Annotated in this window: 13 protein-coding genes and 1 pseudogene; 3 read left to right on the plus strand and 11 right to left on the minus strand. The window is 47.9% G+C overall.

What is annotated here, in order from left to right:
- Positions 1–111: 111 nt before the first annotated feature.
- The 9 genes and pseudogenes from AC5JR3_RS13765 to AC5JR3_RS13805 form a co-directional block, all read right to left on the minus strand.
- On the minus strand, positions 112–1,059 hold the full coding sequence (locus tag AC5JR3_RS13765; protein ID WP_495846871.1) for a fused MFS/spermidine synthase: 948 nt from the start codon (positions 1,057–1,059) through the stop codon (positions 112–114).
- 119 nt (positions 1,060–1,178) lie between these two features.
- A complete protein-coding gene (locus AC5JR3_RS13770) occupies positions 1,179–1,583 on the minus strand; it encodes a hypothetical protein (RefSeq protein ID WP_495846873.1) in 405 nt (134 codons plus the stop codon).
- 336 nt (positions 1,584–1,919) lie between these two features.
- The gene (locus tag AC5JR3_RS13775; protein WP_495846990.1) at positions 1,920–2,189 is read right to left on the minus strand and encodes a hypothetical protein; all 270 of its coding nucleotides are present in this window, start codon (positions 2,187–2,189) and stop codon (positions 1,920–1,922) included.
- Positions 2,184–2,345 (minus strand): annotated as a pseudogene (locus AC5JR3_RS13780) (WD40 repeat domain-containing protein); the annotation flags it as partial. The pseudogene AC5JR3_RS13780 and the gene AC5JR3_RS13775, both read right to left, overlap by 6 nt.
- 170 nt (positions 2,346–2,515) lie before the next feature.
- Positions 2,516–3,658 carry a DNA replication/repair protein RecF gene (gene recF / locus AC5JR3_RS13785; RefSeq protein ID WP_495846875.1) on the minus strand — a complete coding sequence of 381 codons (1,143 nt, stop codon included), beginning with the start codon at positions 3,656–3,658 and terminating at the stop codon, positions 2,516–2,518.
- 110 nt (positions 3,659–3,768) lie between these two features.
- Complete coding sequence (locus AC5JR3_RS13790; RefSeq protein ID WP_495846877.1) at positions 3,769–6,573, minus strand: cation-translocating P-type ATPase; 2,805 nt, start codon at positions 6,571–6,573, stop codon at positions 3,769–3,771.
- Positions 6,574–6,732: 159 nt separating this feature from the next.
- Positions 6,733–8,937, minus strand: a complete 2,205-nt coding sequence (locus tag AC5JR3_RS13795; protein WP_495846879.1) for a ShlB/FhaC/HecB family hemolysin secretion/activation protein — start codon at positions 8,935–8,937, stop codon at positions 6,733–6,735.
- Between the two features lie 753 nt (positions 8,938–9,690).
- The gene (locus tag AC5JR3_RS13800) at positions 9,691–10,518 is read right to left on the minus strand and encodes a DUF928 domain-containing protein (RefSeq protein WP_495846881.1); all 828 of its coding nucleotides are present in this window, start codon (positions 10,516–10,518) and stop codon (positions 9,691–9,693) included.
- 18 nt (positions 10,519–10,536) lie between these two features.
- Entirely contained in the window at positions 10,537–11,262 is a 726-nt protein-coding gene (locus AC5JR3_RS13805) for a DUF928 domain-containing protein (RefSeq protein WP_495846882.1), read from the minus strand.
- A 277-nt stretch (positions 11,263–11,539) separates the two neighbouring features.
- Here AC5JR3_RS13805 and AC5JR3_RS13810 point away from each other — a divergent pair, with 277 nt between their 5' ends.
- The gene (locus tag AC5JR3_RS13810) at positions 11,540–13,219 is read left to right on the plus strand and encodes a transglutaminase domain-containing protein (protein WP_495846884.1); all 1,680 of its coding nucleotides are present in this window, start codon (positions 11,540–11,542) and stop codon (positions 13,217–13,219) included.
- A gap of 203 nt (positions 13,220–13,422) precedes the next feature.
- A complete protein-coding gene (locus tag AC5JR3_RS13815) occupies positions 13,423–13,920 on the plus strand; it encodes a hypothetical protein (protein WP_495846886.1) in 498 nt (165 codons plus the stop codon).
- Positions 13,921–14,059: 139 nt separating this feature from the next.
- Here the strand turns inward: AC5JR3_RS13815 and AC5JR3_RS13820 are convergent, their stop codons facing one another.
- Both AC5JR3_RS13820 and AC5JR3_RS13825 read right to left on the minus strand, forming a co-directional pair.
- A complete protein-coding gene (locus AC5JR3_RS13820; RefSeq protein ID WP_495846888.1) occupies positions 14,060–15,322 on the minus strand; it encodes a PQQ-dependent sugar dehydrogenase in 1,263 nt (420 codons plus the stop codon).
- A 115-nt stretch (positions 15,323–15,437) separates the two neighbouring features.
- Entirely contained in the window at positions 15,438–15,788 is a 351-nt protein-coding gene (locus AC5JR3_RS13825) for a hypothetical protein (RefSeq protein WP_495846890.1), read from the minus strand.
- Positions 15,789–15,987: 199 nt separating this feature from the next.
- Between AC5JR3_RS13825 and hisA the strand changes: the two genes are divergently transcribed.
- Entirely contained in the window at positions 15,988–16,761 is a 774-nt protein-coding gene (hisA, locus tag AC5JR3_RS13830) for a 1-(5-phosphoribosyl)-5-[(5-phosphoribosylamino)methylideneamino]imidazole-4-carboxamide isomerase (protein WP_495846892.1), read from the plus strand.

Genomic DNA, 16,761 nt, shown 5'->3' on the forward strand with positions numbered 1-16,761 from the left:
ATCACCCTCAGATTTTACTGTGGTCAAAACAAAAAAAGGCAAAAGTCAAAAAGTAATCTGCTTAAGAAGGTTTTTGACTTTTTACCTTTGGCGATCTTTTTTGAGAAAGACCTATTTCTCCTCTACAGCACCTTTACCGAAGAACTTCGGGGGTTCTTTTAGGGTGAACACCTCAGTTTCTTCAGCGATCGCGCGACGCACATAGGCAGAGGTTTGGAAAATGCCTAAGAGAGTGATGCCATCTAAGAAGCGGAGTCCTCCGGTGGTGTTTTCAGCCAGCAACTTGTCGATAGTATCGGGTTCAGGTCGAGTGTTGATCGCCTGCTCAGAACCGACAATAAATCCCCAAGGAACAGCGTAAGTCGGAACCGCAGAAGCAAAGGAGTGAACGTTGCTAAACACTGCCTGCATAGTTTTGACCAAACGGGCATGTAGCTTCAGTTCCGACGGGGAAACAGGTCCTGCTTGCAGAACAAAGAAGCCTCCAGGAGCTAATACCCGCTTGGCTTTCTCAAAGTACTCTTTGGTGAAAAGCTGGAAAGACGGGCCAGACTCGATCGGGTCAGACAAGTCAGAAATGATCACGTCCCATTGCTCTGTGGTGTTGTCCAGCACTTCCAAAGCGTCACCAATTACTAAATTGGTACGAGGGTCATCAAAGGCATTTTGATGCATCTCTGGCAGATGTTCGCGGCAGGCTTCTACCACCTCGCCATCAATATCAACCATCATTACCTGTTCGACGGTGTTCCAGCGCAGAATCTCGCGAATCGTCGCGCCTTCACCGCCCCCTAGTACGAGTACTTTTTTAGGCGCACCATGACAAATCATTGCCGGGTGTACCAATGGCTCATGGTAGAGAAATTCATCGCCTGTACAGGATTGCCACTTACCGTCCAAAACTAGCCCTTTACCATAGGCACCTGTTTCAACGATGTACATTTCCTGAAAAGGCGTTTTTTTGTAAGCTAGCACTTTTGTTACACCGTGAGAATATATATCCCACGGTGTGATGTACTCCGTAATCCATAAATCAGCACCAGTATTACTACCAGCCATAAAACACCTCCTTGGCGCTCATTGAACAAACAGATAGTCATTATCACAAAAGTTGGTTAAGTTTCTATCGGTCGCAATGAGGGAGCTTGTTTAAAGGCTAGTCGGTAAGTCGTATTTTCTTACTCGGGCTTAGATTCAAACAGCTTCAGGATTTTGTCAAAAATCTCTTCCCCGGCACGGCTTTGCAAAATCGCATGAGCTAGCTTAATAAACTCGGCATCGGGTACCGTATCGTTCTCGATCACCTTGCTAGCCGGAAAATAGGTTACGTCATTCACGGCTAGTTCATTGGTTACCCCAGTTTGCCAGCGATCGCGTTTTTTATGCCACGACAGCGATTTTCCCCGGAAGGTAAACTGAAACCACTCAATTTGATCGTCGCGCAAGTCCACAAAAACATCAAAATAAGGTTCCCCACCTTGATACCAGACTCTAACTGCGCCCTCTTCCTTGGGTGGAGATAAAAGTGTCTGATCGATCCAGCGTAAGGAAGCACCCAGAGCTGTAATCTTATCTCGGTTCATAACTGTAACCATTTTGTATCGAGCAGCCTGGTTAAACCAGTAGTTCTTAAGCATGTCAGAGACCGGGGAGTCATAAGAAGATAGGGGTAATTATTTATACAAAGTGGCTGAAACTCACTCCGGATGCTGGAATTGGTAGATGGGGATAAGGAAGAAGACAAGTTTATCCAAACTCCTTGCTAGCCTTGGCTTGTGGCGTCTTAGTTGAACGTTTTGATGCTGAGTAAGAGGAGAGATTTTATTATGTTACGTTGTGCGCGAGACCAATAGGCGGCTCACTTGCAAGGGCAATTTTCATCTATTCTGGTGGACGTTGCCATAACGACTCCTTAGTAATTAAAGAATATCGTCTAACTCCACAGCTCCCAAAGCTTTCAGTGTGGCTTTCTGAGCTTGTGTTAACCCCGTAACACCAGTAATGTTCATCCCCTCGTAGAGCCAATCCGCTCGTAGCGTATTCAAGCATTTACCACTATGAATATCCCAGAGCTTGATCGTTTCATCTTGGCTAGCACTAGCCAAAATGTAAGCATTTTCTTGTAATGCTCCACTGACGGTAAAGCTAGGCTCAGAGAGATTTACAGGACTGAAGGCAACAAACCAGATGCGATCGCTATGCCCTGCTAATGTTTTAAGACATTCCCTAGTACTGACATCCCACAGCTTCACTGTTTGGTCATCGCTACCACTGGCTAACATGTTTCTATCTGGGCTAAAGCGAAGCGACCACACCCAACCCTGTTGACCTTGCAATCGGTACGCTTGTTTGAGGGAATAAGAGCGTCTTAACCTCTACGAAGACTGCTATATAAAATTTTCATAGCAATCCAAATGGGTTATAAGACTCTCTTTTCTATTCTCTGGTTTCTCTACATCTTCTGTGATTCATTTCTTTCAAAAAGCTGCTATATTCACATACTAAACCTCTTCAACTAAGCAAAAATTTTCCCCGCTTCTACGGAAAGGATTTGGGAAGATTTAAGCCACTGGGAATCGAATGCTCCCAAATGAGTTGTGGTAATCAACGTTTGAAAACGGTCTTGAATCGCGTCTAATAACTGATTTTGACGGTTGAGGTCAAGTTCGGCGAGAACGTCATCAAGGAGCAATAGCGGCGGCTCCCCTACCACTTCTTCAATCAACTTGAGTTCTGCGAGTTTTAATGCCAGTACTAGGGTTCGTTGTTGACCTTGGGAACCATAAGCCCTAGCGGGGGTTTGGTTGATGGTGAACTCGACTTCATCGCGATGAGGCCCAACGAGAGTCTTTCCTTGCTGTTGTTCTGGGAAGCGACGTTGTTGAATTTTTTCTAAAAATGCTTTTTGTACTTCTTCAGGTTCCTCATTGGAAGGGGTAACATTGGGAGCATAGGTAATCTCTAGTACTTCCGTCTTGCCGCTAATACTGGTGTGCCACTCGGCAGCGATGGGAGCAAGTCGTTTCAATACTCTGGCTCGGCGTCGTGTCACCCGCGAACCTGTTGTAGCAAGTTGGGCATCCCACAGCGCCAGTTGCTCTTTTCTACTTCCCAGACTGGAGGGAAAATTTTCGTCTGCGGAGTCCACATTGCGGATTTCTTTTAGTAAGGCATTGCGCTGCCGTAGTACCTGGTTATATTGCTGCAAAATAGAGGCATAGATTGGTTCAAGTTGGGTGAGAAGAGAATCGAGCCAACTGCGACGCCGTTCGGGGGCACCACGTACTAGTTCCAAGTCTAGGCTGGAAAACTGAACGGCATTGAGGACGCCTAAAAAGTCCATTTGCCGTCGCAGAGATTCCCGGTTCAGGGCAACAGTGCGGCGTCCTTGGCTGCGGAGAGTCAAGGCCATGTCCATAGAACCATAGGCACGTTCGAGCTGGGCGCGAATCTGCCCAACTGAGGCAGTTTCCAAAACTAGATCGCGATCGCGTACAGAACGATGACTTTTTAAGGTCGAGAGTAACTCTACCGCCTCTAATAAGTTTGACTTGCCTTGAGCATTGTTCCCCACCAAGATTGTTTTGGGAGCGTCAAACTGCACCTGGCAATCTTGGTAGTTACGAAATTGTCGAAGGTGCAGGATTTTTAAATACATTGGTCAATTGTCGGCGATGGGATGTCCTTGGGGATTAGCGACTAGGGATTAGTAAGAAGCGAGTCGTGCTTGTTCCCTTCATCCTTCGTCCTTTTCCCCGTTCCCTCCTACTATCTCCCCCGCTTATAGGCGCGAATAAACAGCTTCTCTAGCTCTACCCAAACAAACAACAAGCTACTAAAGCCGACGCAAATGGCAAGTTGTGTCAGTGTTAGGGACTGGGTGCCAAAGAAATCGCGCAATAAGGGGACGTAGACCAACATTAACTGCAAGATTGTTGTTACAATCACCGCCCATAGCAGATAGGGATTAGAGAAGAGGTTTAGCTGGAAGGTGAGCTGAGTATTGGAACGGACTGCGATCGCGTGACCCATCTGGGCAAGACAGAGAGTTGTAAATACCATGGTTTTCCACTCTCCAGGAAAGTATTGATAGGCAACTACCATCGCGCTAATGGAGATAATCGCAAAAACAATGCCAATCCGCACCATATAAGACCCTAAACCGCGAGCAAAGATGCTCTCACGAGGGTTAAAGGGCGGACGCTGCATCACATTTGGTTCAGCCGGTTCTACAGCCAAAGCCAGAGCAGGTAAACCATCGGTAACGAGGTTCATCCAGAGAATTTGCAAGGGCGTTAGGGGAACTCCTCCTAAACCAATTATCGGTGCTGCCGCAATGGTTAGCACTTCCCCAATATTGCTGCCTAGGATGTATTTGATAAAGCGGCGAATATTGGTATATACGACTCGCCCTTCTTCAGTAGCAGCAACGATTGTGGCAAAGTTGTCATCTAGGAGAATCATGTCGCTAGCTTCCTTGCTAACGTCTGTGCCTGTAATGCCCATGGCAATCCCGATGTCTGCTTGTTTCAAAGCGGGGGCATCATTTACCCCATCCCCCGTCATCGCCGTGAATTTACCGCGACTCTGGAGGGCTTGCACAATGCGTAGCTTGTGTTCTGGAGAGACACGGGCGTAGATGGAGACATGATCGACTTCTTGCCCTAGTTCCTCTTGGGTGAGTCGCTGCAATTCCCTGCCGCTCAGGATACGCTCGCCAGGTTGGGCAATTCCCAAATCGTGAGCGATCGCCTGCGCCGTGAGTTGGTGATCCCCGGTAATCATCACCGGGCGAATTCCCGCCTCCCGACAACGTTTTACTGCCTCACGGACTTCCGGGCGGGGGGCATCGAGCATTCCTACCAACCCTAGCCAAATCAATTCTTGCTCAATGCCTTCTTCTTGTCCTTCTGGTGGCTTAGTGTCTAAAGGTTTGTAGGCAAAACCCAACACCCGCAACCCTGATCCTGCCATCTGGTCATTGTGTTCGAGAATCTGCTGCCGTTGTTGTGCGCTAAGGGAATCTACGCTTTCCCCCATTTGATAGGCTGTGCAACGCTCCAGAACTAACTCTGGAGAGCCTTTGGTGTACATGAGGTAACGGCTTGATTGCCCTTGTTCAGAAGACTCAGAAATTACGCTCATGCGCTTGCGTTCAGAGGAAAAGGGAATCTCCCCAACGCGGGGCATCTGCCGCCTTAGGGGTTCCTTATCAACGCCACCTTTCCCCGCCAAGACAATCAGCGCCCCCTCGGTAGGGTCGCCTAAAATTCCCCATTCGTCGTTCTCATGCTGCAAGATGGCGTCATTACAAAGGACACAAGCCATCATCAACATTTGCAGGGCAGGATACTGTTCAGCATTAATGAGGCGATCGCTAATTCTAAATTCTCCTACAGGAGCATAGCCTTCCCCAGTAACGCGAAATGTATCACCAAGGGTATCCACCCGCTGCACAACCATTTTGTTTTGTGTGAGCGTGCCAGTTTTGTCGGAGCAGATTGTGGTAACAGACCCCAAGGTTTCCACCGCTGGCAGCTTACGAATTAACGCATTACGACGTACCATCCGCTGCGTTCCCAACGCTAGGGTGACGGTAATGACAGCGGGCAAGCCTTCGGGAACAACTGCCACTGCCATACTTAAAGAAACTTCCACCAGTTCTTGGAAAACACCTAAATCGAAACGACCTAGGTTCAAGTAGCTCTGAAGTAACCCCCCTCCCACGACTAAGGCAACTAGTACTAAAGAGCCAGTCACCAAAACATTACCCAGTTGGGTCATCCGCTGTTGCAGGGGTGTCGGTTCGCTTTCTACCCCTTGCAGCATCTCGGCAATTTTGCCAAGTTCTGTCTGCATCGCCGTGTTCGTAACAACGACGGTGCCACGTCCCTGAATGACTTCCGTTCCTTGAAAGACTAAGTTGATGCGATCGCCTAACGGGGTTTCTTCCGAAAGAGGAACATTAACCTGCTTATTAGTAGCATGGGCTTCTCCTGTTAGCGCCGCTTCCCGGATTTGTAGATTAGCTTGCTCAATCAAGCGCCCATCGGCAGATACCTGGACACCGGCTTCGAGCAACATGATGTCTCCCGGCACCAATTGTTTAGCATCAACCTCAGTTGGCTTACCATCCCGAATCACCCTGACCTTAGGAGACGAAAGCCGCTTCAGGGCAGCCAAAGCTTTTTCCGCACGGCTTTCCTGGAGATAACCTAAAACCCCATTAAGGATCACAATCAACAAAATAGCGGTCGTGTCTTTGAAGGGAATTCCCTCAACATTGCCTTGTTGTAGCGAGATCAGATCTAAAACACCTGAGACGATCGCTACTACAATTAACATCACCAACATGATGTTTTTGAACTGCTCAAGAAAAATCTCCCAGGAATTGCGACCAGGAGCTTCCTCAAGTTCATTAAAACCGTATTGCTGCAATCGTTCTTCGACCTGTTGAGAAGTCAGACCTGTTTCGGCATTGCTGCTCAGATTCGATAGTGTTTTCTCAACATCTAAAGTGTGCCAGGCGTTTGCCCGATTAGGCAGGGAATTGGAATGGCTTAATTGGGTCACGGGATCTGTGTAATATAACACCTACAGGATTCAATCATAAGTTGGTCAGCGGTCAATTGTCTGTTGTTATTAGCTAACACAAGCAATGTTTGGTGTAGCAGGCATGGTACCAATCCTCCACCAACTGACGCGCAGACTCTTTATGAACTAAAGTTCACCCTAAAACTGATAATTGACACTAAAGTAAAAACCGTTATCTTGAGCATTGTTGCCTCGGTCATCCAGATTAACTAGGGGAAGACCGTAGTCTAAGCGCAAGTTAACTTTTGGTAGGGGTTGCCAAAGAACGCCAACGCCAATCCCGGCTAGAAATCGCTGTCGCGGTAAGGAGCCATTGTTAGGGTTATCAGAGACATTCCAAACTGTACCTAAATCAATGAAGGGAGCGAGTTGAAAGGTGGGGATACCCGCTTCATCGCGTTCTAGGGTGATGCGGTCTTCTATAGAGACACGGAATCCATTATCGCCAGCACGGGCATTCTGACGGTAGCCACGCAAAGATTGACCGCCACCGATGACAAATTGTTGAGACGATAAGAGGCTATCGAGGGTCAGTTGCAGGTCAGCACCAATAATCAAAAAGTTGTTATCATTCAGAACTTGCACCCGCTGGACTTGACCCAGCCAGCTAACAAAACTTCCATCGGGAGTAGGATCAGGGTTACGAGTCGCGTTGAGTACGTCGATGCCGAAGTTAAAGAGCGATCGCACTGACCAAGCACCGGAGATATCACGACGGACGTACTCTTGCCCAAACTTCACCACGCGGGTACGGGTCTGTCCGTCGGCTTCTGGCCCTTTACCGAAGGGAGTCCCTCCCGCAAAGGTAAAGGTCTGACCATCCTGAAGGGTAAACCCTAACGATAAAGCGAACTCTTCGCGAGAGCTGCGGATTAGCGGTTGCCGGAAACTAATTTCGTACAGTTCTGACTCGCCTTCAATACCAAAAGCATTAAAGGGTTCTTGGACAACTTCATTGCGGTTTTGGGCTGTCCGTAATTGAAGAGTGCCGTTCATTGGGTTCACTGGCACCTGATAGCTAAAGTCGAAGGTATCTGCACCACTGCGAGTGGTGTGGTAGTAGGACGCGGCAATTTCATCTCCATTCCCTGTCAAGTTGCGATAGCGCAGATTAACGCCCAAACGCTCAGAACCGACACTAGGCGGCGAGTAGTTATCCACACCGAGGCTGCCTTCAAAGGGATTAGCTTCGGTCACGCGAACGACTAAGATACTCTGACCCAAGCCCGTTCCTGCCCGCAAGCTGGCTTCGACGTTTTCAAATAATGGGTTATTCCGTAGCAGTCGCAGTTTATCTTCGAGTTCAGACGGTTTGAGAGGTGTTCCGGCACCCAGTCGTAGGCGCGAGCGGATGTACTCAGGATTGAGGCGTTGTATCCCTTCAATGTCGATGCGCTCTAAACTGCCTTCAAAGACGCGAATTTCTACAACTCCATTAGAAAGCACCTGGTCTACCAGAATGGCACGAGAGTTGAGATAGCCTTGGTCGAGGTACAACTGGGTAATGGCATCAGCAACACTTCGCAGTTCTTCTAAAGTAACAGCACGCCCCTCAAAGGGTTGAGTGATTTGGTCAAAGTCATCGGCATCAAAAACTGTACTACCTGTGATATTGAGCCGCTCGATCTGAACTGTTTCAGCAGGGTCTGTGGGTAAACGAGTTGGCGCTGGCGGTGTGATCAGTGGTGCTTCTGGTTCAGTGGCTGGCGATGGAAGTGGTGTTGGGGTCGGTTGCAAAAAGCGATCGCGATTAGGGTCACGTTGCAGGTTTTCTGGGTTGGGTGGGTTGGGTGGCAAATTTTGCGCCTGCAACTGACGCATTGCTGGAAGTGGGTGGCTGGTGAATGTCGTCTCGTGTGTAACGGCTTCAGTAAATGCCACTGAGGGGGTGGGGACAAATTCCAGAGGAGTGAACAGTTCTGAGGTGTTAGATGGCTGAGCTACCTGCTCCCCCAAGGACGTTGCCCAAGCTCCTGAAGTGTAAACACAAGCCATTCCTACCCAAAGGGGTGTCATGCCGAACACTAGCTTCCTGGCTGTACCTAGTGGTATTAATCCTGATGCCTGCTTGACTAAGTTTTTGTAGGAGGACAAAAGCGCTTTGTTTTTAGCTTTCTCTGGCAGAGATAGAGAATGATTTACAGCTATTTTCAGTTGAGAAGGCTCTTTCTGAGTCAGGAAGTGAGGGAAAGAGTGACTTGTACGACACTTAGGTAAGTATTGCTGTAAAAGAAAGTCATAGCAGGATCGGTTAAAGCTGACTTGTTTTAGTTCCCAATCTTTTAGTCCTATTGCTTCCGGGTGGGGATCACGATGCAAAACTCTTCCTAGCTTCCAGTTCATTCGGTTTGTTTTCTCCTTTCACCAAAAAAATCGCTTTAAATCCCTGCCCTTACTTCGACCCTTCGGCTAGCTCAAGGTAAAACAGGCTACTTCGACTAAGTTCAGCGTTCGACTGAGCGCTCACGCCGAAGTCACAAGTCAGTAACCTCTAGGGCGGCTTACTCAAGTTAATCAGAGTTGAATTCTTAGGAGAGTTGATAGTAATAAAGTTAGAGAAGCGGTAAAGCGCATATCTAAAAAGGGAAGTAGGTCTAGCGGTCAGCTTCTGAGCCGTCACCCGGATAGCAAGAATCTGTATTTTTTGTACAAACGTGGAAGGCATTGAAATGAGAATTTGATAAATCTCGCTCCCAACACCGTCGGGTAGTCGGTATAGATAGGCTTTCTGAAGGTTAGGTTGTTGGACTCTCAATGAAGAAAGAATCCCCTCCCAGAAACGGTAAGGGAGTATTAACTAGACAGACTTGTCCTATCGCTCACCACAAGCATTTTGTCCAAGATTCCATAATCTCTCTCAAAAACCTGATGAGTTTTTCTGGTTGCTGACAGCCTCCGGTTCTTTATCCATCTAGAAGCCCTGACAAGAGATGAGAAAACATTATGTTTCTAGAACTACCTTGCTGAAAGATAGTACTAAGTTTTGAGTCGATATGTCCGAAATCAAGCAAAAATCGTAACAGCAAAGCATTGCCAGAACTGCGTCATTTGTGGGTTGTGCAATTCTTGGCAAAGGGGCAACGTTACTGTACCTTGCTAGGGTTGTATTTGGCTCATTTGGCGATCGGAGGTTGTGCCACTGGGAACGAGGGACTCTCTCGCCATATTGTCAAGACCCGCCGCACCCAGGAGTTTTTCCCATTCAGCGGCAACGGCTAAGTCATTGGGGTTATCACGCCGTAGCTGGGCAAGAATTGCCAGAGCATCGTGCCAAATTTCCGCTTCCGCCAGAATCTCCACCTGTCGTTTAGGTGGGACTTGTACTAGCTGACGATTGAGAACAGCTTTGATAGGAACGCGCCTAATCCATCCTTCAACCCCAATATCTGTGGCTCGATCATCAGGACGGCAAATTATTGAAAAAGCCCATTTATAGTTGTTTCCAATCGCTAAGGGCAACAAATCCCCTTGCTTAGGAAGGCTGAGACTAACAATGCCTGAGTTGCCACTGGCTTGGAATGTGCTTCTGTAAATCTCGTTGCCAGCTTCGTCTTGGAGGAAAAACTCAACAAGGCGAGGTGATGCCTGAGGCGTTGTCGTAGGTAGGTAAACAAAAAATGTTGGATAGGCGGCAACTGTGACACCAAAGCGGTTGCGAGGAATTAAGGCGGTTAGCGGTTTGCCAGTAACCGGGCAACTGTTAGCCGTGCCTAGAGAAGCGCTACGCGTTCCTGCTGTTTCGGTGCGATCGGGTGCGCCAATATTGGCTGGGGGTTGATATTTGTTAGCTTCCCACCTTTGAGGAATTCCCTGCGCCAAAACGGTTGATGCAGTTGGTGGCATCAAGGAAAATACAGTAGCGATCGCCAGGGATTGGGAAAGGACGAGGGAAAGCCTAACGGGAAGAGACTTGATGCCTGCCATAACGGTTACAAATAGTGATTAATTGTTTGTCCTTGCAGCACCCTGAAATAAAGGCTCTTCGGAGATCATGTCTAGTCCTGCCGAATTGAGCAGTTTTGCCCAAGCATCGGCTAAAGCGACATCATTCGGACGCTGACGGCGAAGTGCAACTAATTCCGACAGCGTTTCATACCAAAGCCGCTCATTGGCATAAATGGCAACCCGGTCTTGATGATTTGCCATCTTAGTATGTGTCGCCAATAGAGGATTTGCTTCTACTCGCTGTAGCCAGCCCTCCACGAGATAATCGGCTGAGCGATCAAACGGATCGCAAATTAATGCCAGTTGCCAGTAATATTCTTGATCGACCGCTAGCGGGGACATGGTAGCAAAAGCGGGTAATTCTAGACTCATGATGCCTTTCTTACCAGCGATCGCATACTGAGTAGAATAAACCTCTTGCCCTCTACTATCCCGCAGCACAAACTCTACGGATTTTGCCGAGGTTTCAGGCTGATACCAGAAAAATGTTGGATAGGCGCTAATTGTCTCTCCTCCGCCAGACGCTGGCACCAAGGCAGTCAGCATCTTCTTTCCCTGAACACACTGCTGAGGGCTGCGCGTTGCTCCTCCTTCTGTATTGCCGGGAGTTCCTCGTCTGGGGGGGGTAAACTCCCATTGGTTCGGTAAGCGACGACTAAGAGAGGGAGCAAACACCGGAGCCTGCACCTCAGCAGGAGTCTGCGCCCCGACTGAAATATTCATTCCTAGTCCCAGTGCCAGAGTCACTGCCGAGGTTACGAAACATGCTGAACGATTAATGCAAGCCATGATAAAACTATTTTCTGGTAGAGCGGGTTTTTATTAAAGATGGCAGAACAAAAGCTAGAGTTCCACTAACTATGCAACAACTTTATAAGATCAACCTTAAGGAAGAGTATCTGTCCTGACAGCAAGTTAAAGGAATTTACAACATTGCCGGCAGCACTAGTAACCCAAGTTATCAATCGACGAGCCAATCTATTCTTCACCTGGACTAAGCATGATTCCTGATTCTGTTTCATCACGCTCCTCGAAACGCCATCCCTGGTTACGCACGATCCGACCCATCAGTGCCTCTGCTTTAAAGGGTATAGCGTTTTACCAAGAAAAACTGCTAGCGATTGATGCTACCAGCGGCTACCTATTGCAAATTGATCCCTATAGCGATAACACAACTATTTTAAATCCGGAGCGGGAGTTAGACTTTCTTGATGCCAGTGGTTTAGCCATAGCGGGAGATACCCTCTGGCTAACGCAACACAACAGCGTTTACTTTTGTAAGCTAAACGGTAGCTTGTCACCCCAGCACTTTGTCACGTTACCCTATCTAGTCGATGGGGTAGCTGTTAAAGACTCCACCATTTATGTGACCTGTCAAAAAGCTGGATATATTCTAATTTTTAGCCAAAGCACGGCTCGTGAAATTACGCGCTTGTATGCCCCTGGTGTGGGTGTAGAGAATATCACAGTGCGCGGCGAAGAGCTTTGGGTTTCAGATACTACTGAACAAACAGTTTACTGCCTAGATCGGGCAACTGGAGAAATTCAATATAGTGTTTTGACACCCTTTGAATCGCCGACTGGATTAGCCTTTTATACCGATCCCCAAACAGGGGAAGAGATTCTTTTTGTAGCGTATGCAGATGAGGAACCCTACATCCGGGATAACCCAAATGCAGAACCCAACTATGAATTACAATATCGCGATCGCACTTTCATTCATCCCCTCTACTTCCACTACGATCCTCAGCAGCGCTATACCCTCTCCAATGGATATTTAATTGAGATGTCCTACGTGGAGGAACTTTCCCCCCTCGAAGATGTAGAACTGGAAAACATAGAATGGCGCATTGCCTTACCAGCAGAAACCGACCGACAGAAACTCAGAAAAATTGAAGCTGTAGGACGACCTTTTAGCGAAGAAGTCCAAGACGGTCAACGAGTTGCTGTCTTTAAATTCGACACTCTCAAAGCAGGCGAACGTCATCTGTTTGGCTGGAAAGCCTTACTTGAAGTCTGGAGTATCAAATATCGCTTAACCCCTAGAGATGTAGAAAATATCCCCGAACTCTCAGCCGATTTTCAATCTCGTTACTTGGTGGATAATGACCAATTGGCGATGGATACCAGTATCATCCGCGATGCGGCTAAGGAAGCCATAGGTAGTGAGACGAATCCACTGCGAAAAATCTACAGTATTCGCAACTATGTCTATGACAAACTGTCCTACGGTATTAAGCCCCATATTGATACCCCGGATGTTGTTTTAGAACGCGGCGTTGGTTCCTGCGGCGAATATCTAGGACTCTTACTGGCATTTGGGCGCTTAAATGGTATTGCTTGCCGGACAGTTGGGCGCTACAAATGTCCCGCCCACCCCGATAAACTAGGCGTGCCTTTAGAACCAGATTTTAATCATGTTTGGATGGAATTTTTTATCCCTGGCTTCGGTTGGCTACCGATGGAGTCAAATCCTGACGACACTGTTGAAGGTGGTCCCTACCCCAATCGATTCTTTATGGGATTATCCTGGTATCACATAGAAATTGGTAAAAGCATTCCTTTTGAAACTCTTAGAAGCCACGGAATTCCTGTGAAAAAAGAAACGGCTTCTATTGGAGAACTGGCGATTAATCATGTACGCTTCACGATCTTAAATGAGTTACAGCCGGAGAGATAAGTTATTAATCGTAGTTAGGTAATTTGCCAAATTTGTAACAAAGAAAAGGGGAGATGAATTGGTATGAGTACGAACACTACATGTTCGTTCATCATCCAGATCTTTATCTTGATGTAAAGATGGCACGTCCTAGCCAGTTGCTCCAGTCTCTAAAGGATTGAACCAACAGAAAACTATAGGTGTTGAATGGAGGAGTGTAGGCGGTGAAGTACAGGATAGCGTTTCTGGGATTGTTACTTTTACTATACGGAATAGCGCTTAGCTTACCTTGTCTTCTTTTTGATATTGTTCCTAAGCCGGGTGCTTCTGGAGCGAATTTACCTACAGGTGAACTTAATGCTTATGGATATCCTGATAATATCTATGAGGTGAAAGGCATTGAGCTGACTATTGCTGGAATATTTGGGTTAATTTTTCTTCAAATTCCAGCAGTCGGTTGGCTGGCTAATCCAGCTTATTGGCTATGTTGTATCTTCTTTGCTCGACAACAAGATAAGTTTTCGGCAATTGTTGCACTTATTGCGATTACTTTGGGTTTTCTAGGAACAGTATCAGCGTTTTGGTTAAGATTACCTAATGGTAGTAATCCCTTTAGTGAACTAGCACTAAATAAGCTGCTTCCGGGTTTCTGGTTATGGCTTGCTGCTCCTGGTTTGCTAGCATTAATCTCCAGCTACTTCTACAGGTTGAAAATGCGATAGTGGTCGCTAACGAATCAAAATAGCACTGATCTGGAATATTCAACTAGGGCACTTGATTCTATGCAGAAGTACTATTTGAGAATGGCTTATAACGCGTCTGTAGTTGCCTAACCGTAGACTTTAGAAGCCGGGTAATTACTTATCCAGGGTTGCTAGTGATGCGATAAATTTTGTCCTTGTCTGGGGGACAGCTTCCGCGTCCATCGCAGTTGCTGGTTGTGACGTAAAGTTCGCCATCTGGCCCCATAATCGCTTCTCTGAGGCGACCGAGTTCGCCCTGCAAGTATACTTCATGACTTTGAACTCGGTAAGGAGATGCTGGATCAAAAGTAACACGATGTAGATGTCTGGCTCCCAAGCCACTGACTATCAGGCTACCCTGCCACTCTGGGATAGAATTTCCTGTGTAGATGGTTGCTCCACCCGGAGGCAAGGCTTCGCGCCAGGCAAGAGAAGGGGGAATTAATCCTGGCTGGGTTTGGCAGCCGTAAATGGTGGGCCAGCCAAGGTTATCGCCTGCACGAGCAACACTGACTTCATCGTGCCCGGTTCTGCCCAGTTCGCCACTGGGACCGTGATCGGTTATCCAGAGTATGGAGTCGTTGAACCAATCAAATCCTTGAGTGTTACGAATGCCTGTAATGAAAGCGGGGTTGCCGGGAAAGGGGTTATCGTCTGGAACTTGTCCCTCTGGTGTGACGCGCAGAATTTTTCCCGCAAGACTATCGACATTCTGGGCAAGTTGTGGATCTCTAGCATCGCCAGTACCGATGTAGAGCATTCCATCGGGCCCAAAGCGGATGCGACCACCATTGTGGAATTGGGCGACGGGGATATTGTCAAGAATGATTTTGTTGGGCGAGGCGCTCTGTCCGTCCGGTGATAGCTGCCACTGCTCGACCCGATTGATGGGTGTCCCGTTTTGATCGGCGGTGTAGTACAGGTAAAAAAGTCGATTTTGGGTAAAGTCGGGATGAGCGGCGATGCCTAGCAACCCCCCTTCTCCGCGATCTGTCACGGCAACGGTAGCAACGGGCTGAGTTTGCAGTTGCCCATCTCGCACTAACCGAATTTGTCCCGCTCGTTCGGTGACTAACATATCTCCTTCTGATAGAAAGAGAATACCCCAAGGCACTTCTAGACCAGAAACAACTTCTTCTGCCCTTACTTCTACCTGACCTTGGGGACTAGCGTTATCTTCAACTAGGGTACAGGCGCGATCGCCAGAATCTGCTGTTGCCGATGCTGTTTCGGTCTGATTAGCATCGTCGGCTGTTGTTGATGCCGGAGCGTTCTCATTACCGGAGCTGTTGAGGTTGGGAGAGGCAGTGGTGCAGGACGCCAAGCCCATCAAGCCTAAGGCAAGTAGTAGCCAAGTAGTGAAGGTTTTTGTGTACGTCATCAGAATTTTTCCAAAAAACCCTGTCTGTCTTCAGGCAGGGTAGTTGAACAATAAAGGAAGTAGCGATCGCCAATTCCAAAAGTGCAGTGATTGGGAATGGGGAATGAACTAATTCCTATTCCACAGCCGTCGTTTCTGGAGAATTTTCAGTAACAGCATCCTCCGTGGTTGGCTCAGCTGTCGTTTCTGGAGAAGTTTCGGTAACAGCATCCTCAGCTGTTGGCTCAGGCGTCTCTTCTAGTACTGGCGGTTTGGGTTTTGTCGGTTTCTTTCCCCGCACCAAGGCTGGATTCACATTACTTGGACGCGAATCCTCTTGATTACCTTTACCTCTTCCCTTTGATCTATCTGTTTTCTGGAACGCTCGTCGGGGGGTTGAGTCAAGGCGCTCTTCGGTAGGGCGATCACTCTTGCTTGATGGAGCATCAGCCTGACGCTCGGATTTCTTTATAGGACGTTCTACCATAACTTGAATGCTCCGTTTGCTTGTATTTCGCCAGTCTACTGACTCATGTTTTATGCTAGCGCTTAAGCTGCGATGAACGGAGACTGGGATAAATCTCTTTGTTGTTTGCTAGTTGCTCATGTAACCTATCTTTACCTTGCAGTCATTGATGAAATGGCTTTGAGTTACCACTAATAACTGACTACGGACAACTGAATCTATGGATGTTATTCCGGCAATTGATTTACTTGAAGGGCGATGCGTGCGGCTGTATCAGGGAGACTATGCGCGATCGCAAGTGTTTAATGATAACCCTGTAGAAGTCGCCAGACAGTGGGTAGACCAAGGTGCGTCGCGGCTACATGTAGTTGACTTGGATGGGGCAAAAGCTGGAAAAGTCGTTAACCAGCAAGCGATCGCGGCAATTGTACAGGCGGTTTCCGTGCCGATTCAGGTGGGGGGAGGATTGCGCGATCGCATCAGCGTTGCTCAACTTTTAGATAGCGGCGTCAGTCAGGTAATTCTCGGCACCGTTGCGGTAGAACAACCGCAACTTGTACAGGAGTTGTGTCAGGAGTTTCCAGGTAACATCTTCGTCGGTATTGATGCCCGCAACGGACAAGTTGCCACTCGCGGGTGGCTAGAAACATCCAGCGTCAATGCAACAGACCTTGCCCAGCAGATGGCAAAGTACGGCGCAGCCGGAATTATTTATACCGATATTCACCGCGATGGCACCTTGAGCGGACCAAATCTGGACGCCCTCCGGGAACTGGCGAGTAAGATCTCCATTCCTGTCATCGCTTCTGGCGGGATTAGTTCGATTACAGACTTGCTCAGTCTGCTGGCTTTGGAACGCTTAGGGATTACGGGAGTAATTGTCGGTCGTGCTTTGTATACCGGGGATGTCTCTCTCAAAGAAGCGGTGCAAGCTGTTGGTTCCGGACGCCTTCAGGATATCCCTCCCGATACAGGTTTTTCAACATTTGCTTGA

The organism is Kastovskya adunca (assembly GCF_059505785.1).